The sequence below is a fragment of the Parashewanella hymeniacidonis genome (assembly GCF_016900895.1).
GTDB classification, from domain to species: Bacteria; Pseudomonadota; Gammaproteobacteria; order Enterobacterales; family Shewanellaceae; genus Parashewanella; species Parashewanella hymeniacidonis.
The window spans coordinates 13,363-33,873 of the sequence record NZ_JAFEUN010000020.1; the positions used below are offsets into that span (position 1 = coordinate 13,363).

General features: G+C 39.8%; 17 protein-coding genes and 1 pseudogene. 16 read left to right on the forward strand and 2 right to left on the reverse strand.

Features of this window, described 5'->3' with window-relative positions; translation table 11 throughout:
* Positions 1 to 16 precede the first annotated feature (16 nt).
* From JQC92_RS06030 to JQC92_RS06105, 16 genes and pseudogenes are all read left to right on the forward strand, one after another.
* Positions 17 to 901 (forward strand): bile acid:sodium symporter family protein, encoded by an 885-nt coding sequence (locus JQC92_RS06030; RefSeq protein WP_204998807.1) that lies wholly within the window; start codon positions 17 to 19, stop codon positions 899 to 901.
* Positions 902 to 1,099: 198 nt separating this feature from the next.
* Entirely contained in the window at positions 1,100 to 2,425 is a 1,326-nt protein-coding gene (locus JQC92_RS06035) for a hypothetical protein (RefSeq protein ID WP_204998808.1), read from the forward strand.
* A gap of 193 nt (positions 2,426 to 2,618) precedes the next feature.
* Positions 2,619 to 4,108 (forward strand): annotated as a pseudogene (locus JQC92_RS06040) (MFS transporter).
* A gap of 93 nt (positions 4,109 to 4,201) precedes the next feature.
* Complete coding sequence (tsaE, locus tag JQC92_RS06045) at positions 4,202 to 4,660, forward strand: tRNA (adenosine(37)-N6)-threonylcarbamoyltransferase complex ATPase subunit type 1 TsaE (RefSeq protein WP_204998809.1); 459 nt, start codon at positions 4,202 to 4,204, stop codon at positions 4,658 to 4,660.
* 26 nt (positions 4,661 to 4,686) lie between these two features.
* Positions 4,687 to 6,009, forward strand: coding sequence for an N-acetylmuramoyl-L-alanine amidase (locus JQC92_RS06050; protein ID WP_204998810.1), 1,323 nt, complete (start codon positions 4,687 to 4,689; stop codon positions 6,007 to 6,009).
* Between the two features lie 18 nt (positions 6,010 to 6,027).
* Positions 6,028 to 7,920, forward strand: a complete 1,893-nt coding sequence (gene mutL / locus JQC92_RS06055; RefSeq protein ID WP_204998811.1) for a DNA mismatch repair endonuclease MutL — start codon at positions 6,028 to 6,030, stop codon at positions 7,918 to 7,920.
* Positions 7,913 to 8,827 carry a tRNA (adenosine(37)-N6)-dimethylallyltransferase MiaA gene (gene miaA / locus JQC92_RS06060; RefSeq protein ID WP_338049495.1) on the forward strand — a complete coding sequence of 305 codons (915 nt, stop codon included), beginning with the start codon at positions 7,913 to 7,915 and terminating at the stop codon, positions 8,825 to 8,827. Before mutL ends, miaA begins: the two co-directional genes overlap by 8 nt.
* Before the next feature lie 170 nt (positions 8,828 to 8,997).
* On the forward strand, positions 8,998 to 9,264 hold the full coding sequence (gene hfq, locus JQC92_RS06065) for an RNA chaperone Hfq (RefSeq protein ID WP_204998812.1): 267 nt from the start codon (positions 8,998 to 9,000) through the stop codon (positions 9,262 to 9,264).
* A 192-nt stretch (positions 9,265 to 9,456) separates the two neighbouring features.
* Positions 9,457 to 10,740, forward strand: a complete 1,284-nt coding sequence (hflX, locus tag JQC92_RS06070; RefSeq protein WP_204998813.1) for a ribosome rescue GTPase HflX — start codon at positions 9,457 to 9,459, stop codon at positions 10,738 to 10,740.
* Between the two features lie 118 nt (positions 10,741 to 10,858).
* On the forward strand, positions 10,859 to 12,016 hold the full coding sequence (hflK, locus tag JQC92_RS06075) for an FtsH protease activity modulator HflK (RefSeq protein ID WP_204998814.1): 1,158 nt from the start codon (positions 10,859 to 10,861) through the stop codon (positions 12,014 to 12,016).
* 2 nt (positions 12,017 to 12,018) lie between these two features.
* Entirely contained in the window at positions 12,019 to 12,909 is an 891-nt protein-coding gene (gene hflC, locus JQC92_RS06080; RefSeq protein WP_204998815.1) for a protease modulator HflC, read from the forward strand.
* Between the two features lie 357 nt (positions 12,910 to 13,266).
* On the forward strand, positions 13,267 to 13,857 hold the full coding sequence (gene petA / locus JQC92_RS06085; protein WP_204998816.1) for a ubiquinol-cytochrome c reductase iron-sulfur subunit: 591 nt from the start codon (positions 13,267 to 13,269) through the stop codon (positions 13,855 to 13,857).
* A 5-nt stretch (positions 13,858 to 13,862) separates the two neighbouring features.
* Entirely contained in the window at positions 13,863 to 15,077 is a 1,215-nt protein-coding gene (locus JQC92_RS06090; RefSeq protein ID WP_129948691.1) for a cytochrome b, read from the forward strand.
* On the forward strand, positions 15,077 to 15,799 hold the full coding sequence (locus JQC92_RS06095) for a cytochrome c1 (RefSeq protein WP_204998817.1): 723 nt from the start codon (positions 15,077 to 15,079) through the stop codon (positions 15,797 to 15,799). The genes JQC92_RS06090 and JQC92_RS06095 overlap by 1 nt, the downstream gene beginning before the upstream one ends.
* Positions 15,800 to 15,893: 94 nt before the next feature.
* Positions 15,894 to 16,523, forward strand: coding sequence for a stringent starvation protein SspA (gene sspA / locus JQC92_RS06100; protein WP_204998818.1), 630 nt, complete (start codon positions 15,894 to 15,896; stop codon positions 16,521 to 16,523).
* A gap of 3 nt (positions 16,524 to 16,526) precedes the next feature.
* The gene (locus tag JQC92_RS06105; protein ID WP_204998819.1) at positions 16,527 to 17,006 is read left to right on the forward strand and encodes a ClpXP protease specificity-enhancing factor; all 480 of its coding nucleotides are present in this window, start codon (positions 16,527 to 16,529) and stop codon (positions 17,004 to 17,006) included.
* Positions 17,007 to 17,107: 101 nt separating this feature from the next.
* Here JQC92_RS06105 and JQC92_RS06110 read toward each other — a convergent pair whose 3' ends face one another.
* Together JQC92_RS06110 and flhA are read right to left on the reverse strand one after the other, a co-directional pair.
* Positions 17,108 to 18,301 carry a GGDEF domain-containing protein gene (locus JQC92_RS06110; RefSeq protein ID WP_239480416.1) on the reverse strand — a complete coding sequence of 398 codons (1,194 nt, stop codon included), beginning with the start codon at positions 18,299 to 18,301 and terminating at the stop codon, positions 17,108 to 17,110.
* Positions 18,302 to 18,425: 124 nt separating this feature from the next.
* Positions 18,426 to 20,510 (reverse strand): flagellar biosynthesis protein FlhA, encoded by a 2,085-nt coding sequence (gene flhA / locus JQC92_RS06115; RefSeq protein ID WP_204998820.1) that lies wholly within the window; start codon positions 20,508 to 20,510, stop codon positions 18,426 to 18,428.
* Position 20,511: the final 1 nt, after the last annotated feature.

A 20,511-nucleotide genomic window follows, 5' to 3' on the forward strand; every position in this document is an offset into this window, starting at 1 on the left:
TACAGTAATAACTTCAATGATAGATTTCACATCAATGCTTCAAATCTTTTTACCGCTTGCTTTGGCATTGATGATGTTCGTGCTCGGGATGAATGTAAAAGTCGAAGATTTTAAGAGCGTACAACAACAGCCAAAAGCATTCTTTTTGGGAGTAACTCTTCAACTTTTATTACTGCCTGCTTTAGCATGGTTTGTAATACTCGTTGCCAATCTGTTCATTGAAGTTCCATTATTGATTAGTATTGGACTAATCTTACTGGCAGCTTGTCCTGGTGGAGCAACATCAAATGTTATCAGCCAACTGTCGGGTGGAAATAGCGCTTTGTCCTTATCCATGACGGCTTTTGTGAGCATGGTGCTTCCGTTTATCTTACCGAGTTTATTCATTTTTCAAGCATCATTGCTTGGATCTCAAGTTGATAGATTCTCAATTCCAATTTTACCAACAACAGTAAAACTGCTGCTGGTGACAGTAATCCCTGTATTTCTGGGAATGACAACACAATATATTTCAAGCGAGTTTTGTGAACGCTATAAAAACAGTGCAGAAGCTATTTCATCTTGGTTATTCGTTGTGATTGTTTGCCTACTTATTAGCAATAATTTCACAAAGTTGATCGAAGTGGGCGTGTTAATGGCTGTTCTTTGTTTGAGTTTATGTGTGCTCGCAATAGCAGTTACATTTTATATTTCAAAAAAGGCTAATTTAGATAGAAGAGAAACTAAAACATTACAAATTGAAGTTGGGATTCAAAACGCTGCAATGGGAATATTTATCGCCAATGACCTTCTAAACTGGTCCGAGTTGGCCTTGATATCATTGTGTTATGGGGTTTTGATGAATATACCTGCTTTTTATTTTGTTTTTCGCTATAAAAAAATCAAAGCCAACTTAAATTAAAGTAAAAAATCTAAATTTTTGATATTCATTAAAAATATATGAGAAACGTAAATTATAATTTATGTTTCTTTACACTTCTTTGCAATTGACATACAGTCGAAATTCTATTCGTTTATTCATAGTGTTGAATAAGGCTCAAATTTACATAGCTGAGTTGTTCATGGGGGATTATTTAGCTTTGAGATTTGGTATAACTTTATGTCTGTAGCACCTTTATCTGCTGAAATCATTGGAGCCCAAAAAGATAACTTTTCGGCTTGGGGAGATTTTCGTGGTGATGCTGTTCGTATGAAAAGTTTGAGATCCGAACGTAGCACTCAGTCGCTAACAACCAAATTAAAGCAGAGCTTAATCAATTTTTTCAATTACATTCAGTATAAATTTCATCCTTCTGATGTAAACAGCTGCAGATACGCCGTAGGTAAACTCGTTACAGCAAGAACGAATCAAGAGTTTGGACATCAACTAGCAAACTTGAGCTGGTCTCTGAGAAGTTTGCCATCCTTACAATTGATAGTAGAAGGAGAAACTATAACCGCTGGAGAAGCAGTAGACACTGACAGGTTTTTTAAATGTCTGTTAAAGGAAAAGACGGTTACGATAAAGTATGGCAATGATTCTGCAATTTTTGAAAGTCCAGAAATTACAAATGGAAGTGTGTTTTTTGAAAGTTATAATCAACAAATATCGGCCTTAAAGAGAGCAGAAGATCAAAAGCTGTTATTAAATCGCAAATATAGCAAACCTTTACATCCTGAAGTATTAAAAGATTCGAGACCCGATTGCTATCGAAAACTGGAGAATCGTTTAGTTAGGGAACATGCCCCTAGTAAAGAAGATCACATACAAACGAGTGAAGAATTCTCAGAATATGACGAAATTGATGCATCAGAATTGGCTGAGTATGAAGCAAGTAGAACTGCCGACACAGGAGGGCAATCAATAACTGATCATTCCTGTGATGAAGGTTATGACTCCGTATCTTCCAATTTATCATCTGAGAATAGTTTATCATCGGAAGCTCTAAGTGAAATGAATTGCAGTGTACCTGCTGAACAGCATCAGCCTACACCTTCCAGTTTCTCATCTGAGAAGAGCATTTCATTGAAAGAGGCCGAGGAAAAAAGTTGGAGTGTGAAAAGTGCTGGTTATTGCTCAGGTCATTGTTCTGAGTTACATAGAACTCATGTGAGTGATTACTTTCAATTAGATGCGAAAGCCCAGAACGAAAATTGTAAAGCATCTGAAACATCTTCAGATTCACCCCATAAGTTAAGAGCTGATGTTGTAAATGTTCGTAAAGAGCCTCTTTCACGAACATTTGGTTTTGAGTCTGTACCTTTTAGTTCTCAAGAGAAATTTGCAATACACGTAAATAAGGAGTTTAAACAAGCTGTGCAAAATAAGGCAGAGATCAAGGCTGGAGAATTGCCAGCTCCTCCGTTAGTACCGTTGCCAGCACCTCCAATACACCCGAGAGATCTATCTAGATTTAAAAATAGTCAAAAACTAATGACTAAATAGATTTTTAAGTTTGTGAGTCATTACATATAAATCTTTCCCTTCATCGTCCTCTGCTAGCCTTTTTCCCTAATTTCTGTAAAGTATCCGCTTTATGTATACAATTGCTGCAAATTTGTTAAATGTGTTGTGAGACTGTTTGGTTTCATTCATTGGTAAGGCAAAAGTAAATAACGATAAAAATAAGGAGCGGGATATGAGCAATAATGGCTCAGTTTCGGGTAACGATTTAACTGAAGTTAAACAGTTAGGCATGTGGGCTTCAATCGTCAGTTTAAGCTACGTATTCTGGCTTGTGGGTGGTATGGAGCTGGTTGAGCGTGTTGCTTATTATGGGGTAAAAGCCAGTGCTGGTCTTTATGCGAAATCTCCAGTTTCTGAAGGTGGATTAGGCATTAACTTAAGAGAGTACAGTGATATTCTTCTTATCTGGGCATTAATGCAGACTTTTGTTCCAGTCTTAACTGGTGGTATTTCTGATCGAGTTGGCTACAAAGAAACCATTTTTGCTTCAACCATAATCAAAATTTCTGGTTATATGGTCATGGCGTTTTTCCCAACTTATTGGGGATTCTTTTTTGGTGCCATGTTGCTTGCGACTGGTACAGGTATATTTAAACCGGGTATTCAAGGTACATTAGTTTTATCGACCAATCGTAATAATACGTCCATGGCATGGGGTATCTTTTACCAAATTGTTAATATTGGTGGTTTTATTGGGCCATTAGTCGCGGTTCATATGCGTCAATTAGCATGGGAAAATGTGTTTTTTGCTTGTGCTGCTATTATCTCACTTAACTTCATTTTATTGCTGACTTATAAAGAGCCAGGTAAAGAAGAACGCTTAGCTCGTATGGACAAAGTTCGTAGTGGTGAGGTTAAGCAAAAAGTGCTTTGGAAAGAGGCATTACATGAACTTAAAAAGCCGATTGTAATTTACTATATGTTAGTGTTCTCAGGTTTTTGGTTCTTGTTCAATGCATTATTTGATGTCTTACCGATCCACATCTCAGAGTGGGTAGACACTAGCGTTATCGTTACCAGTTTATTTGGTGAAGGCGGAACCTCAAGTAGCTTCTGGCAAACCGTGCTAGGAATGGACTTTGCTGGAACTAAAATCATGCCAGAAGGTATGATTAATATTAATGCTGCGTTGATCATGACATGTTGGCAGGATGTCTGTTAAGTATTGCGGCGTTCCTTGTTATTGGCTATACCAATGCTGCTTGGATGATGGCAATTGCGATAGCTATGTTTTCTATCGGTGAGATGATGATCAGCCCGAAGAAAAACGAGTTTATGGGTAATATTGCTCCCAAAGGCAAAAAGGCGATGTACTTAGGTTTCGTAATGCTTCCACAAGGTATTGGGTGGAGTTTAGAAAGTCGTTACGCTCCTAGATTGTATGAAGCATTTGCGTCAAAAGAAGTGTTTTCACGTGAACTATTGCTGGAAAGAGGCATGTCAGCCTCTCAGGTCGATGCGATTCCTGAAGGCGAAGCATTTACCACAGCAGTACAATTTACCGGTGAAACAGCTCAGTACCTGACACAATATTTATACCAAATTCACAATATTGGAGCTGCGTGGTACATCATTGCTGCCATTGGTTCAATTTCTGCCGTAGGTATTTATATTTATGGCAAATGGCTAATGAACATGCAGCGAGCACAGCAAGCATCTTAGGTTGAAAATTTTTCTGCTGAAAACCGAAGTTAAAAAGACTTCGGTTTTTTTTTCAGTATAATTAGCGCTAATTAAGTTGTCGTAAGTACTCAAATGAAACAATACTCTTTTTCTCTTGCAAATGAAGACGCTACCGTCGCTTTTGGGAATAAACTTGCAAAAGTTGTTAAACCACCTTTGACGATATTTTTAGAAGGTGATCTAGGTGCAGGCAAAACCACTTTCTCACGTGGTTTAATCCAAGCGTTAGGGCATCCAGGCGCAGTAAAAAGTCCTACTTATACTTTGGTTGAACCATACGAAATTAATGAGCTTAAGGTGTTTCACTTCGACTTATATCGATTGATGGACCCAGAAGAACTCGAATTTATGGGAATAAGAGACTATTTTTCAGATGATAGTTTGTGTATTGTGGAGTGGCCTGAACATGGCCAAGGTTTATTACCACAAGCCGATATACATATTGAGATTCAATATGTTGACTCAGGAAGAGAGGTTGTCATGGAAGCCGGAACACCGATTGGTGAGGCATTACTTAGTCAGTTACAATAAAAGTCAATTAAAATAATACTAACTTTATGCCCAATAGAGCCTTAATTAAAAGACTACTTATTGTCTTCATTTTTTTACTGCCGATACATTCTGCACTTGCTAATACATTGCAAGGTGTTCGTATCTGGGCTGCGCCTGACTCTACGCGAATCGTTTTTGATTTAAGTGATAATCCTCAGTACAGTTATTTCTTCTTAGCGAAGCCAGATCGGCTTGTTGTTGATTTGAAAGGCTCCAAATCAAAGCTTTCACTCTCAAAAGTAAAAAACTCAAGCAAGCTTATAAAACGAGTTCGTTACAGCAAAACCAGTAAAAAAAATACATTAAGGGTTGTACTTGATCTCACAAAGCCTGTATCTGCAAAGATTTTCTCTTTAAAACCAACAAAGCCTTATGGCGATCGTCTTGTTATTGATATTGAAACCAAAGGTAAATCTTCTACTGTAAAAGTGGTAACGAAACCGAAGAAAAAGCTCAGAGATATTATCATTGCCATTGATCCAGGGCACGGCGGTGATGACCCAGGTTCTATTGGCCCTGCAGGAACCTATGAGAAAAAGGTCGTACTACAAATTGCTAAGCGCACTCAAGCGTTAATCAATAAAGTACCCGGAATGAAAGCAATTCTTACACGAAGAGGTGACTATTTTGTCACTTTGAATGGGCGTACTGAAATTGCTAGGAACAAAAAAGTAGATCTACTAGTCTCAATTCATGCAGATGCTTTCACTACCCCTAAACCTCGCGGTGCTTCAGTATGGTTAGTATCTAAACGTCGAGCTAAGTCAGAAATGGGGCGTTGGTTGGAGCAAAAAGAGCGTCATTCAGAACTTTTAGGTGGTGCTGGCGACGCTATTGAAAATACGGATAGTGAGCAATATCTGGCGATGACCCTGATTGATATGGTTTCTGATAAATCCCTTGCTATAAGTCATCAAATTGCTGATGGTGTTCTTGGCCAAGTTGGCCGAGTAACCAAACTGCATAAACGACATCCAGAGTCTGCAAGTTTTGGTGTGTTAAAGTCACCAGACATCCCATCTTTATTAGTCGAAACAGGCTTTATTTCAAATCCTCAAGAAGAGCGGCTGTTACGGTCTACAAAGCATCAACAAAAACTGGCCAATGCCATAAAAACAGGTATTGTCTCTTATTTCAAAAAGCATGCGCCTTCAGATACATTAATCGCTAATCATAGTGCACCTAAAATTCATAAGGTGAAGAGAGGGGATTCATTAACCCGAATTGCTAGACGCTATAATGTCTCTGTAGCTAGAATCAAAAAAGCGAATAACCTTAAATCTGATGTCGTTCGTTTAGGCCAGCGCCTAACCATTCCTAGAACTTAAAAACAAAGGGCAAATTAGATGCCTATACAAATTTTACCACCACAACTAGCAAACCAAATTGCCGCAGGTGAGGTCGTTGAAAGACCTGCATCAGTCGTTAAGGAGTTGGTTGAAAACTGTATCGACGCTGGTGCCACTAAAATTGATATTGAGATCGAAAAGGGCGGAGCTAAGCTGATTCGAATTCGAGATAACGGTTGTGGCATCGGAAAAGCGGATCTGTCTCTAGCCTTGGCTAGGCATGCTACCTCAAAAGTTTGCACTTTAGATGATCTTGAGGCAATACTAAGTTTTGGTTTTCGAGGCGAAGCACTAGCCAGTATCAGTTCTGTTTCTCGTTTAACTATCACATCAAAGCCTGAGGGGCAGACAGAAGCATGGCAAGCTTATGCTGAAGGATCTCAGATGGCAGTGAAAGTAATTCCTGCTGCTCATCCTATTGGGACGACGATTGATGTCGCGGACTTATTTTTTAATACGCCTGCGAGACGTCGTTTTTTAAAAAGTGATAAGACAGAATTCACCCACATTGATGAATGGCTTAAGCGAATTGTATTGGTTAGAGCAGATATCCATTTTACCTTACAACATAATGGTAAGGTGGTTCGGAATTACCGACCTGCTAAGACCGAGCCGCAGTATATTCAACGCCTAGCGCAAGTGAGTAGTAAAGCTTTTGCTGAAACAGCGATTAAAGTTAATTGTCAGCATGATGGTTTGTCTTTATCTGGTTATTTACAATCGCCTCTTCAGCAAGATTTAGCACCTGTTACCCATTATTTTTATGTTAATGGGCGATTAGTGCGAGATCGTTTAGTTAATCATGCGGTACGCCAAGCATTCTCAGAGTTATCGATTCAAGATCAACCAAACTATGTATTAATGTTCGAACTTGATCCGCACCAAGTCGATGTGAACGTACATCCAGCGAAGCATGAAGTACGATTTCATCAAAGCCGTTATATTCACGACTTTATTCTGCAAACATTACAGTCGGCGTTAAGTCAAATTTCTGTAGCTGATCTTTTAGGTTCAGAGTCGCAACAAAGTAAATCTGAGGGTTCATCAGTGCCAACAGAGTCTTATATAGCCGACGAATATGGAGCTAATTTCGGTGAGTCAAGTTCCTTAACAAGTGATTATGCGCAAAGTAACTTCTCTGAACAAAATATTTCGGGTGCGTATCAATCCAACTCATCGAGTTCTGGCGGCAGTAATAATTACGGTGGGTATCAATCAGCAAGTCGTGACTCAATTAATGCGAATGCAGTAAAAAGTTATGCTGAGTTGTTAGCTACATCATCAAATACAACCGATGAAGTGAACGAAGCTCAAATTATTACTTCAAGCATGCCGCCATTGGTGAATGGGGAGTATTGGGTCATCGTAGCCGATGATAAAATTCAGTTGTTGCCTGTAAAAGCTGCAGCAACTATCACCCAAAAACAAACAATTTTAAAAACTTTACCAAATGGGTTACAAGCTCAACCTCTACTTATGCCCGTTTCTGTAAGTGTTGTACCAGAATGGCAAGAAATTGTGCAAAATAAAGAACAAATTTTACGCAAATTAGGCATTGAATTATCAATTAAATTAAAACAGTTGATAATTAAAAAAGTGCCCTCATATATAAGAGACAGTCAGCTTGCTAAAGTGATTCCAGCTTTATTACAGTGGCTTCAGTTTCAAGAGCCTTCTGATGAAGAGTTGGCAAGTTGGCTCGCTCAGGAATCTGTAAAAGGTTTCATTTCGGCAGCACAAGCTTGGAAAGCATATGAGCTTTTAGATGATAAAGTTCAACAAGATATTTTAAATACGAGAAGCATTCATTTACCTTGGCAGAATTGGTTAGCGGAAAAGCAAACAGAAAAAAGCTTGGTAAATAGTTCACAAGAGAAAATTAGTGAGTAATCCAAAAGTACTAACCCTGATGGGGCCAACTGCATCAGGAAAGACAGCGTTAGCACTAGAGTTAGCTGAAAAACACAATTGTGAAATTATTTCTGTTGATTCTGCACTCGTTTATAAAGAAATGAACGTGGGTACAGCGAAGGCGAGCAAAGAAGAATTAGCAAGAGCTCCGCATCGTTTGATTGATATTTTAGATCCTATAGAGAGTTATTCTGCGGCTGATTTTCGTCGTGATGCAATAAATGAGATCGAAAACATCATAAAAAGTGGTAAAACCCCACTTTTAGTTGGTGGAACCATGCTTTATTTTAAAGCATTATTAGAAGGGTTATCACCGTTGCCAGAAGCTGTGCCAGAAGTTCGAGCACAAATCATGAAAGAAGCAGAGCAGCATGGTTGGCAATGGATACATGAAGAACTTAAAAAAGTTGATCCAGTATCAGCTGAACGAATTCATGGGAATGATCCTCAGAGACTATCGAGAGCGATAGAAGTTTTTCGAATTAGTGGTAAGAGCTTAACTGAATTGACTCAAGTTAAAGCTGAGCCCTTACCTTATGATTTCGTGCAGTTTGCTATTGCTCCGACTGAAAGGAAAACCTTACATGAGCAGATTGCTAAACGCTTTGAGATCATGTTAGAACAAGGATTTGTAGAAGAAGTAACCAAGTTAAAACAACGAGGTGATCTAGATATCAATCTACCATCTATGCGTTGTGTAGGGTATCGTCAGTGTTGGCAATACTTAGATGGCGAATTTGACTATAGTCAGATGTCTGAAAAAGTTGTTGCTGCTACTAGGCAATTAGCAAAGCGTCAATTAACATGGTTACGTAGTTGGGGAGATTTAAATTGGTTAGAAAGTGGTGCTGAAGGGAATGTAGTCAAAGTGACGCAGCATCTTTAAGTTTTAGTAAGTATATTGACAGGAAGCATTAGATAAGCTGCCTCCCGTTAAATTTTGAGCGAGATTAAACTTACTGAACTTGATATTAGCTAATTTATCCATGTTGTATCATACTGTTGTTATTATTAACGTAGTAGATTGATTTTAATAAATTAAAAAAGGAAAATACGATGGCTAAGGGGCAATCATTACAAGACCCATTTTTGAACGCATTGCGTCGTGAGCGCGTTCCAGTTTCTATTTATTTGGTTAACGGTATTAAACTACAAGGACAAGTAGAATCGTTTGACCAATTTGTAATCTTACTAAAAAACACCGTAAGCCAGATGGTTTACAAACATGCTATTTCGACTGTTGTACCAGCTCGACCATTTAATGTAAGCGCTAATCAAGGTGGTTCAGGTCCTGCACAAGAAATGAATAGCAACGAAGAGTAATTAAAGTACCTTACCATAACAAATTATGTGAGAGTTTTTGACGTTAGGATTCAGCCGCAGAGTTTAGTTATGTTGCTGCTTCAGATACATAGCTAAGGCCATGCGTCTTACGTGGTGACTTGTACTGCACTAGATCTGATCGCTTAAATGATTAAGAACTTATGGTCAGGTGTTTATTGAGGGGTTTACTTTTTGTTTGATCGTTATGAGGCAGGAGAAAAAGCTGTTCTTGTCCACATTGACTTTGCAGATGATGAGCGTCGAGAAGACCTTACTGAGTTGCAATTGTTGGTGGAGTCTGCGGGTGCAAATGCTGTTGGTACGATTACTGGTAGTCGTAATGCACCCGATCGCAAATTCTTTGTAGGTTCAGGTAAAGCTGAAGAGCTTGCAGCTATGGTTGCAGGCACAGAGGCGAATGTCGTTATTTTCAACCATGCATTATCACCAGCTCAAGAACGAAATCTTGAAATGCTCTGTTTGTGCCGTGTCCTTGATAGAACTACGTTAATTCTTGATATCTTTGCGCAGCGTGCAAGAACTCACGAGGGTAAGTTACAAGTTGAACTTGCTCAATTAAGACATATGTCGACTCGTTTGGTTCGAGGTTGGACCCACCTTGAGAGACAAAAAGGTGGTATCGGTTTACGTGGACCAGGAGAAACTCAGCTAGAAACGGATAGACGTTTACTACGTGGCAGAATCAAATCGATTAACCGTCGTCTTGATAAGGTCGATAAACAGCGTCAACAGAGTAGACGTGCGCGCAGTCGCAGTGATTTATCGACAGTATCATTAGTTGGATACACGAACGCTGGAAAATCAACGCTATTCAATGCGTTGACCAGTTCTGATGTTTATGCCGCCGATCAATTGTTCGCAACACTCGATCCAACGTTGAGAAAATTAGAACTTAAAGATCACAGCGTAATTCTGGCTGATACTGTAGGATTTATTCGGCATCTTCCCCATGATTTAGTTGCAGCATTTAAAGCAACATTGCAAGAAACACGTAATGCAGATTTGCTATTACACGTTGTCGATTGTGCTGATGAAAATATGGGAGAAAATTTTGAGCAGGTACAAAATGTACTTGAAGAGATTAATGCCAAAGAAATCCCACAGCTCATAGTTTGTAACAAAATAGATTTACTTGAGACAGTGAAGCCAAAAGTAGATTATAACGATGAAGGTGTGCCAATTAGAGTTTGGGTTTCTGCACAGCAGCGACTTGGATTTGAATTGTTAGCAGATGCTATTGAGCAACTTGTTGGAGATAAAGTTGCTGAATTTACATTAAAAATTCCTGCTGCATCTGGGCATTATCTTGGTCAGTTTTATCGACTCGAAGCAACGCAGTCGCAAGAATATGATGAGCTAGGAAATTGCATTTTGTCCGTTAGGCTACCAGAATCGAATTGGAAGCGCTTGTTAAAGCAAAGCCAAGGCGAGCTGGAAAGCTTTATTATCGGATAAAGCGCTGTTAGAGTAGCTACAATTATCAGTAAGTGAGCTTGATCACGTCTTTATGTAAAAGTCGATTTTATATAGCGTGATTAGACTTAAATTTTTTCATTCTGTTATGGAGTGTTGAATGGCTTGGAATGAGCCCGGAAATAAGGGCAAAGACCCTTGGGGAAATAAAGGAAATGGTGGGAATGATAAAGGACCACCAGATCTAGAAGATATCTTTCGTGGAATGTCAAAGCGCATGGGCGGAAAAGGAAATGGTTCTAGTTTTGGAAAAACTGGAGTTTTAATTTTCTTGGCTATAGCTCTAGTTGTGTGGGGTATTTCAGGTTTTTATACCATCAAAGAAGCTGAAAAAGGCGTTGTACTTCGTTTTGGTCAGTATATTGGTGTTTCTGAACCAGGCTTACATTGGCAAGCGACGTTCATTGATAAGGTTTATCCAGTCAATGTGAAAAACATTCGCTCACTGCCTGCTTCAGGCAGTATGTTAACGGCTGATGAAAACGTAGTACGTGTTGAGCTTGAAGTTCAGTATGAAGTAGAAGATCCATATTTATACCTATTTAGCTCTGTTGATGCCAACGCAAGTTTACGTGAAGCAACTGACAGTGCGTTACGTTATGTGGTTGGTCATAATAAAATGGATGACATTCTGACTACTGGACGTGAAGAAATTCGTAAAGCGACCTTGGCAGAAATTGAGCGTATCATTAAACCTTATAAATTAGGTTTAGAGATTAAAGACGTCAACGTGCTTCCTGCGCGGCCGCCTGAAGAAGTAAAAGATGCCTTTGATGATGCCATCGCAGCACAAGAGGATGAACAACGTTCTATCCTTGAAGCAAAAGCATACGCCCGCGAAGTTGAACCGAGAGCTCGTGGTCAAGTTGAGCGTATTTTTCAGCAAGCTAGTGCTTATCAACAAAACGTAATTCTAGATGCAAAAGGTAAAGCGGCTCGATTTGAGAAGCTACTACCTGAATACCGTCAGGCACCCGATGTAACACGTAAACGTTTGTATCTTGATACTATGCAAGAAGTATTAGCTGGTAACAGTAAAGTACTCATTGATAGCAAGAACGGTAACAACTTGATGTATCTGCCATTAGATAAGTTAATGGAAAAAGGTAATACACATAAGTCGCAACCAATGCAATTCCAGGTTGTACCAAATACTGAACACTCAACGCATTCAAATGGCAGTCACTCGACAAATTCTGGAACCCCAGGGTCAAGCCGTTTGACGCGTGAACAACGTATGCGTCAGTCAGGGAGATAATTATGAGCAGAGTAGTTTTAATTATTCTTGCCCTGCTTGTGGGCGTAGGTTTATCTTCAGTCTTTAAAGTAGATGAAGGTGAAAGAGCAATTGTGACGCGTTTTAAAGCCGTATTGAAAACTGACATTGACGGTCAGCAAACCAATAAGGTCTTTAAGCCGGGGTTACATTTAAAAGTTCCATTGATTGACGAAGTGCGTTTAATTGATGCGCGTATTCAAACATTAGACAGTGATGCAGACCGTTTTGTGACGTCTGAAAAGAAAGATTTGATGGTAGATTCATACGTTAAATGGCGTGTAGAGGATTTCGAAAAATATTATTTATCGACCAATACAGGCACAAAATCTATCGCAGAATCGCTGTTACAGCGTAAAGTGAATAACGATTTGCGTACTGAGTTTGGTCGTCGCACGATTAAAGAAATTGTGTCGGGTAACCGAGATGAGCTTCAACGTGACGCGCTAAGAAACGCAATCGAAAGTGCTAAAGATCTTGGTATTGAAGTCGTTGATGTGCGTGTTAAGCAAATTAATCTACCTGCAAACGTAAGTAGCAGTATCTTCAAACGTATGCGTGCTGAGCGTCAAGCTGTAGCTAAAGAGCATCGTGCTCAAGGTAAAGAACAATCTGAGATTATCAAAGCAACGATAGATGCGAGTGTATCGATTAAAATTGCAGATGCGGAGCGTAAAGCTTCAATTGCACGTGGTGAAGGTGATGCCACAGCAGCTAAAATCTTTGCTGATGCCTATAAAAAAGATCCTGAGTTTTATAGTTTCTTACGTAGCTTAGAAGCTTATCGTGCGAGTTTTGCTAAAAATTCAGACGTTATGGTACTTTCGCCTGACAGTGAGTTCTTTAAATATATGAAAGGTTCTGAAAAGAAATAACTTCGTATTAATTTGAAGACAAACCTCAAACATAATGTAAAAAAGCCCGAACATGTTCGGGCTTTTTATTTATTAATTCACAAACTTTGCTGAACACTTGCTGTTTAATTGACAGTTTTTCAGCCAGTTCACACACTATTTCACCTCTAATTGAAAAAAATAACCAATATCCGTACGTAACTTATGTGTTTTCACTATGATCTATTTCTAATTTTTCGCTATAATGAGCACCGCCTCAATCTTTGGTGCTACACTTTATTGTCTAAAGGGTACAAAATTTTCCCTTTAGCTTTGATGTACCAAGATTTTAATATCGTTGAATAAATAAAATTCCAACACCCTCTGGGAGATAAGTGGATGAGCAATGCGCCAGTCGATACCGGACGTCGCAGATTCCTGACCGCCGCAACCGCCGTAGTAGGTGGAGCAGGTGCCGTCGCTGTAGCGGTTCCTTTCATCAAGTCATGGAATCCAAGTGCCAAAGCGAAAGCTGCAGGCGCACCGGTTGAAGTTAATATTAGTAAAGTAGAGCCAGGCCAGCTAATTCGTGTTGAATGGCGTGGAAAACCTGTTTGGGTTGTTCGTCGTAATAAAGATATTATGGACGAGCTTCAAACGCATGATAACCAATTGCGTGATCCAAACTCTGAAGAAGATCAACAACCTGCATATGCAAAGAACCCTGGTCGTTCAATTAAACCAGAATTATTCATTGCTGTTGGTATTTGTACTCACCTTGGTTGTTCACCAACTTATGAACACGATAAGTTTGAGCAATACGTTGAAGGTATAAGATCTGGTTTCTTCTGTCCTTGTCATGGTTCTAAGTTTGATATGGCTGGCCGTGTATTCCAAGGCGTTCCAGCACCATTGAACTTGGTAATTCCACCGCATCATTATGTGGATGACGCAACTGTTCTTATCGGTCTCGATAAAGGAGTAGCGTAATGCAAATGTTAAAGAGTATGCAAAATTGGATTGATGCACGTATTCCAATGACGGCAACTTACAATCGTCATGTTGGTCAATACCCAACACCAACTAACTTTAACTTTTGGTACTTCTTTGGTTCTTTAGCCCTACTGGTATTAGTCAATCAGCTAATAACAGGTATTTGGCTAACCATGAACTATGTACCAACTTCAGAAGGCGCATTTGCTTCTGTTGAGTACATCATGCGTGATGTTGATTATGGTTGGTTACTTCGTTATATGCACTCTACAGGCGCATCAGCGTTCTTTATCGTAGTTTACTTGCATATGTTCCGTGGCGTACTTTATGGTTCTTACCAAAAGCCTCGAGAACTATTGTGGTTATTCGGTATGCTGATTTTCCTTGTTTTGATGGCTGAAGCTTTCATGGGGTATCTACTTCCGTGGGGACAAATGTCATTCTGGGGTGCTCAGGTAATTATTTCTCTGTTTGGTGCGATTCCAGTAATCGGTGATGACTTAACACTTTGGATCCGTGGTGACTACGTGATCTCTGGTGCTACTCTAAACCGTTTCTTTGCATTACACGTAATTGCGTTACCACTCGTACTTGTTGTTCTTGTATTCCTTCACTTAATTGCATTACACGAAGTGGGTTCTAACAATCCAGATGGTATCGAAATTAAGAAAAACAAAGATGAAAATGGCTGGCCAGTAGATGGTATTCCATTCCATCCTTATTACACTGTTAAAGACATCATGGGCGTAGCAGGTTTCTTAATACTGTTCTGTTATGTTCTGTTCTTTATGCCTGATGGTGGTGGTTACTTCTTAGAAAAACCAAACTTTGAACCAGCTAACCCACTGAAAACACCTGAACACATTGCTCCGGTTTGGTACTTCACGCCTTTCTACGCAATGCTTCGAGCGGTGCCTAATAAATTAGGTGGTGTTGTAGTGATGGGACTCTCTATCGTAGTACTATTCGTTCTACCTTGGTTAGACCGTTGTAAAGTTAAGTCAGTTCGTTACCGTAGCTTGCTTCATAAGTTGAATATTGGACAGTTTGCTGTTTCATTTGTAGTTCTTGGTTACTTAGGTGCCGTTGCAGCGACACCAGAGAAAACAATAGCGGCACGTATCTTTACGCTACTGTATTTTGGTTTCTTCTTCTTCTTGTGGCTATATAGTAAAAATGAGAAAACAAAGCCAGTACCAGAGAGGGTGACTCACTAATGAAGAAATTACTTATTGCATTAGTTGCATTACTTCCGACTTTTGTTATCGCAGCAGGAAGCAGTGTACCTTTAGAAAAAGCGAATATTGACCTTCACGACAAAGCTTCTTTAGAACGTGGTTTGAACTTATTTCAACAACATTGTTCTGGTTGTCATAGTACTGAATATCAACGTTATGGTCGTGTTGCAGAAGACTTAGGTATATCAGCTGATGATATGCGTGCAAAGTACATTCTTGATGGCGCTAAGATTGGTTCTTTAATGACTAATGCGATGCCACATAAAGAAGCTGCAGCGTGGTTTGGTGCTACACCGCCAGATCTAACTTTGATTGCACGTGTTCGTGGTAGTGATTGGGTTTATTCATACCTAAAAGGCTTCTATAAAGATGACACTCGTCCATTCGGTGTCAACAACACAGTATTCCCTTTAGTGGGCATGCCTAACGTGTTAGAAACATTAGAAGGTGTTAAAGACGCTACCTGTACGACAGATAATCACGGTATTCAAACGTGTAAGCCTGGTGAAGCGAAAGGCGGCAGTATGTCGGCCGAAGAGTTTGACCAAGCTGTCCTTGATATTACTAACTTCCTAACTTATTCAGCAGAACCTGTTCGTACGGTTCGTGAATCAATGGGTTGGTATGTACTTGGCTTCTTGTTTATTTTCTTCATCATCTCTTATTTCTTGAAGAAAGAATACTGGAGAGATGTACACTAACCCCATTTAAAGGGTAAAATGTACATTATCTGACTATAGACGAGGGGCTTAGCCCCTCGTTTGTTTTATTTTTATAAGAATTTGGAGGGTATCAATGGCTGTTGCTGCCAACAAACGCTCTATCATGACCTTGTTTTCAGGGGCCGATGATTTATATAGCCATCAAGTGCGCATCGTTTTGGCTGAGAAAGGAGTCACTGTTGATGTTTTACAGGTTGACCCTAACGAATTACCAGAAGATTTAATGGAGTTGAACCCATACAACTCTGTACCAACACTAGTAGACCGTGATTTGGTTCTTTATGAATCTCGTATCATTATGGAATACTTGGATGAGCGCTTCCCGCATCCTCCGCTAATGCCTGTTTATCCTGTGTCTAGGGGCAGTAGCCGTTTGATGATGCATCGCATCGAAAATGATTGGTATTCACTCGTAGCTAAAATTAAGAGCGGTGATAATGCAGATCAAGTTCGTAAACAATTAAAAGAAAGCTTAACAGCTTTAGCACCAATTTTTGCTGAAACACCATACTTTATGAGTGAAGAATTTGGCTTAGTTGATTGCTATTTAGGTCCACTTTTGTGGAGATTGCCTACAATGGGTATTGAACTTGATATGCAATCTAGTCAACACATTCATGCTTATATGACTCGTATTTTCGAACGTAGCTCATTTAAAGCATCGTTGACTGAAGCAGAACGCGAAATGCGAATGGGTATCTAATACATGACTCCAAATCGTCCATATTTGTTACGAGCATACTATGACTGGCTTTTAGATAATGGTCTAACACCGCATATTGTTGTTGATGCGTACGTTAAAGGTACGCAGGTTCCTCAACAATATGTTAAAGATGGTCAAATCGTACTTAATATCGCAATGAGTGCGGTATTGAGTCTAGAGATGAACAATCACTTTGTTGAGTTTAATGCTCGCTTTGGCGGCGTACCTCATCATATTGTTCTACCAATGGCTGCTATTGTAGCTATTTATGCTCGCGAAAATGGGGCTGGTACTGTGTTTGATATGGAAGATGCTTACCTACCAAGTGACGATGAAGAGACTGAAAATGACGCTCATTTAGAGGCGGTAGAGAATGATGAGTTATTGGAATCTGAAGTTGAGGCTGAACAAGATCTTAAACCTGAAGATGACGGTAATAACAAACCTCCGAAAAAGCGCGGTCATTTAACTGTTGTGAAATAAGCCATTGCAGCTTTTATTATATAAAAACCAGCTAATTGCTGGTTTTTTTGTAATCAATACATACCGAGAGTAACTCTTAATTTTTACTGAATATTATCGTGTTATTTCAGACAAACCTGATTTCGACCTTTTTTCTTAGCATCATATAAAGCTAAGTCTGCTTGCTTTAGTGTTTGATCAAAAGTCTCACCTTTACCATGTTCAGCTACACCAATTGATATGGTTACGCTCACAGTTTTGTTCGCCTGTTTCATTTTCGAACGGGACTTTTTAGAGTCATTCTTTCGATCATCATTACGAATAACAATCTTATAGTCTTCGATGGACTGTCGGACAGCCTCTAAATGTTCAATCGTGTCAGCTGCGTTTTTACGAGAGAAAATAACCGTAAATTCTTCACCGCCATAACGAAATACTTTACCACCTCCGCTGACTTTAGAGAGCTTACTTGCGACGAGTTTTAATACTTGATCACCCACATCATGACCATAAGTGTCATTAAACTTCTTGAAATGATCAATATCCATCATTGCGACACTGTATTTAGGCCCTAGAGACAATACTAAGTTGTACAGAGCACGCCTTGAGGGAAGTGTTGTTAGTTCATCACGATACGCTAAAGTATATGAGTCGAACAGAATGCTAATAAAATAAAGAGCCGCTAATACGGTTAGTAGAATTGCAGTAGGGAATAACTCCGGACTAAAGAATATCATCGACCAAAAGCTGAAACTAAGCGCAATTGCCGTAGAAGTTAAGGTACCATTTCTAATCGTCGCAACAGTGATTAAAATAGCAGAGATACCCCATGGGAGCATTTCGATAAGCCCTTTTGATGCTAGAAAACTCGCATTGTTTTCGAATAACGCTAAGGTGCTGGCTTGATAGTGATGCCAAAAGTAGCCCATAACGCAAAGCACGCTGATGATCATAATATTCAATAGAGTAAAAATAGACGCTAAGCCCCTGTCTTTACTTAATGCCAAAAAAGCCATCACTGCACTCATCGTTGAGAAGATAACTAAAGCGTTTTGTTGCAGAGTTTGACTATCGAATAAAAGGCTACGTTCAACTGCAAAATAGAAGGTGAAGATTAACGCTAAATAGCTTAAGCGACTACGGTTAAATTGAATCGCAATCACCGCTGAAATAGGTAATAGCCACAAAGGTAACTCTCGTAAAATTGGTCGCCAGCTTTGCCAGTGTTCTTGTTGAAAGTAGATTGCAAATAAACACACGAACGTTGCTAAAAAAGGAATGGCGACAATGCGTAAATTTTGAAGATACTTTGGCAAAACAAACCTCAAATATTGAAATGAGAACGCTCAGTTATAACCTTATAACTTAACTAAATATATTAACTTAGAATATAAATATTAGCGCCTTTTAATCGACAATATTTGAGGCGCTAGATGTTTTTTATCCTAATTGTCCTGCAATCATCAGCTCTTTTGACTCAGGAACTTCATTATAAGAAAGCACATGTAAGCCTTTCGCAAAGGCCAGTGCATATCGAGCTAAACTTGGTCGTAGTTGTGGTGGCACCAATAGCGTTGGTGTATGACCTTGTTCTTTAGCTTTCGCCAATAGATCAGGCATGTACTGTTGAATCTGAGCCAGTAACTGTGGATCAATAGGGAAGCTATCCAGTGATACGTTACCTTGTTGCTGAGCCTGATTTAGAGCTGTCATCAACGTTTGTTCAAGTTCTGGGGCAAGCGTCATCACCTTCACTTTATTCGCATTACCTACGATGCTGTGCAGAATGCTATTTCTTAATGCACAGCGTACATCTGCAGCAAGTAAAATAGGATCTTTGCTGTTTTCACTGCAGTCTAGCAAGGTCGTAGCAATGGTTCGAATATCCCGAAGCGAGACTTGTTCTCTCAATAATAAGCGGAACACTTTAAGCTGCTGAATTGGGGTAAGTGCTGTATTTAAAGATTCTGCTAATTTAGGCGATTGTTTTGCAAGCCGATCATTTAATGCATGCACATCATCATGTTGTAGCATTTCAGGAAGTGATTCTCGGATCAGTTTACTGACGTGAGTTGCAATAATAGTGGCATTGTCCACAACGGAGTAGCCTAAGTTCAACGCTTTCGATTTTTGGCTTGTTTCAATCCAAATAGCTTCCATATTGTAAGCAGGATCTTTGGTTAAGGTGCCATCAAGCTGACCGTGAACAGCGCCACTGTTGATAGCCATTAATTTTTCAGGCTCTAACTCTGCAAGTATCACTGGTGTTCCCATCACGCTGATTTGATAAGCATTGGGTGCAAGCGATAAGTTGTCCCGTACTCGTACTTCACTCAGTAAAAAACCAGCTTGTTCTGACAGTGTTCGGCGAATACCCGTTAGACGTTTTTGCAGTTCAGCGCCCTTGGATCGTTCAACCAGATGTACTAGGCGATAACCTAAGCGTACTTCAATGAGATCGGTAAAGGGGAGTGAATCCCAACTTGGCGCTGCAGGTTCAGATAAGCTATTTTCAGCGACGTCTTCAATATCAAGATCTTGCGCTGCTGACGGTTGGAATTGATATTGACGCCAAGCAGCAAAACTGAGAATCGCAGCGAAGGTTAAGAATACTAAGGTTGGCATGCCAGGTACTATACCAAGCACCACCATTACACCAGCTGCAGTAGCTAAGGTTTTAGGGTTCGCCAGTAATTGTTTGCCTAACTGCTGCGGCATCTCTTCTTCATCAGAAACACGGGTTACGATAATCGCTGCAGCCGTTGCTAAAAGTAGTGATGGGATTTGTGCAACTAAGCCGTCACCAATGGTGAGTAATGCATAGGTTTTAAAGGCATCAGCGGCACTTAAATCGTGCATAAACACACCGATGGATATACCACCGATAATGTTGATGGCTAAAATCAATATTCCGGCGATTGCATCGCCGCGTACAAACTTCGAAGCACCGTCCATTGAACCGTAAAAGTCGGCTTCACGGGCAACATCTTGACGGCGTTCTTTAGCTTGTTCTTGGCTAATTACACCTGCATTTAAGTCCGCATCAATCGCCATTTGCTTGCCAGGTAAGGCATCCAAAGTGAAACGTGCAGACACTTCAGAAATTCGTTCTCCACCTTTGGTTATCACCACGAAATTAATGATCATTAAGATCAGGAAGATCACCGCACCCACTACATAGTTGCCACCGATCACCACTTCGCCAAAGGCTTGAATCACTCGGCCTGCTGAATCACCACCGTTATGTCCTTCAATTAATACCACACGAGTTGAGGCAACGTTTAGGGTTAAACGCATTAACGTGGCGAGTAACAAAACGGTTGGAAATACTGAAAACTCTAATGGTCTACGAATCGATACGCCAACCAGTAATACCATGATTGATAGCACGATATTGAAAGTAAACAAAATATCCAGTAGCCAAGGCGGCAATGGTAAAATTACCATGGCAAGCATTGCTAAAAGCATAACCGGAATGCCGATGTATGCCTTGTTACCCGAAAAAAGCTTGGTAAACGTGTCCATG

What these genes read in the sequence shown, in the direction of transcription:
- hflK (WP_204998814.1), top strand. Translation starts at nt 10,859, where the DNA reads ATGGCTTGGAATGAGCCCGGAAATAAGGGCAAAGACCCTTGGGGAAAT.
- hflC (WP_204998815.1), top strand. Translation starts at nt 12,019, where the DNA reads ATGAGCAGAGTAGTTTTAATTATTCTTGCCCTGCTTGTGGGCGTAGGT.
- JQC92_RS06095 (WP_204998817.1), top strand. Translation starts at nt 15,077, where the DNA reads ATGAAGAAATTACTTATTGCATTAGTTGCATTACTTCCGACTTTTGTT.
- hfq (WP_204998812.1), top strand. Translation starts at nt 8,998, where the DNA reads ATGGCTAAGGGGCAATCATTACAAGACCCATTTTTGAACGCATTGCGT.
- tsaE (WP_204998809.1), top strand. Translation starts at nt 4,202, where the DNA reads ATGAAACAATACTCTTTTTCTCTTGCAAATGAAGACGCTACCGTCGCT.
- JQC92_RS06035 (WP_204998808.1), top strand. Translation starts at nt 1,100, where the DNA reads ATGTCTGTAGCACCTTTATCTGCTGAAATCATTGGAGCCCAAAAAGAT.
- sspA (WP_204998818.1), top strand. Translation starts at nt 15,894, where the DNA reads ATGGCTGTTGCTGCCAACAAACGCTCTATCATGACCTTGTTTTCAGGG.
- flhA (WP_204998820.1), bottom strand. Translation starts at nt 20,510, where the DNA reads ATGGACACGTTTACCAAGCTTTTTTCGGGTAACAAGGCATACATCGGC.
- JQC92_RS06050 (WP_204998810.1), top strand. Translation starts at nt 4,687, where the DNA reads ATGCCCAATAGAGCCTTAATTAAAAGACTACTTATTGTCTTCATTTTT.
- JQC92_RS06105 (WP_204998819.1), top strand. Translation starts at nt 16,527, where the DNA reads ATGACTCCAAATCGTCCATATTTGTTACGAGCATACTATGACTGGCTT.
- mutL (WP_204998811.1), top strand. Translation starts at nt 6,028, where the DNA reads ATGCCTATACAAATTTTACCACCACAACTAGCAAACCAAATTGCCGCA.
- JQC92_RS06030 (WP_204998807.1), top strand. Translation starts at nt 17, where the DNA reads ATGATAGATTTCACATCAATGCTTCAAATCTTTTTACCGCTTGCTTTG.
- JQC92_RS06090 (WP_129948691.1), top strand. Translation starts at nt 13,863, where the DNA reads ATGTTAAAGAGTATGCAAAATTGGATTGATGCACGTATTCCAATGACG.
- petA (WP_204998816.1), top strand. Translation starts at nt 13,267, where the DNA reads ATGAGCAATGCGCCAGTCGATACCGGACGTCGCAGATTCCTGACCGCC.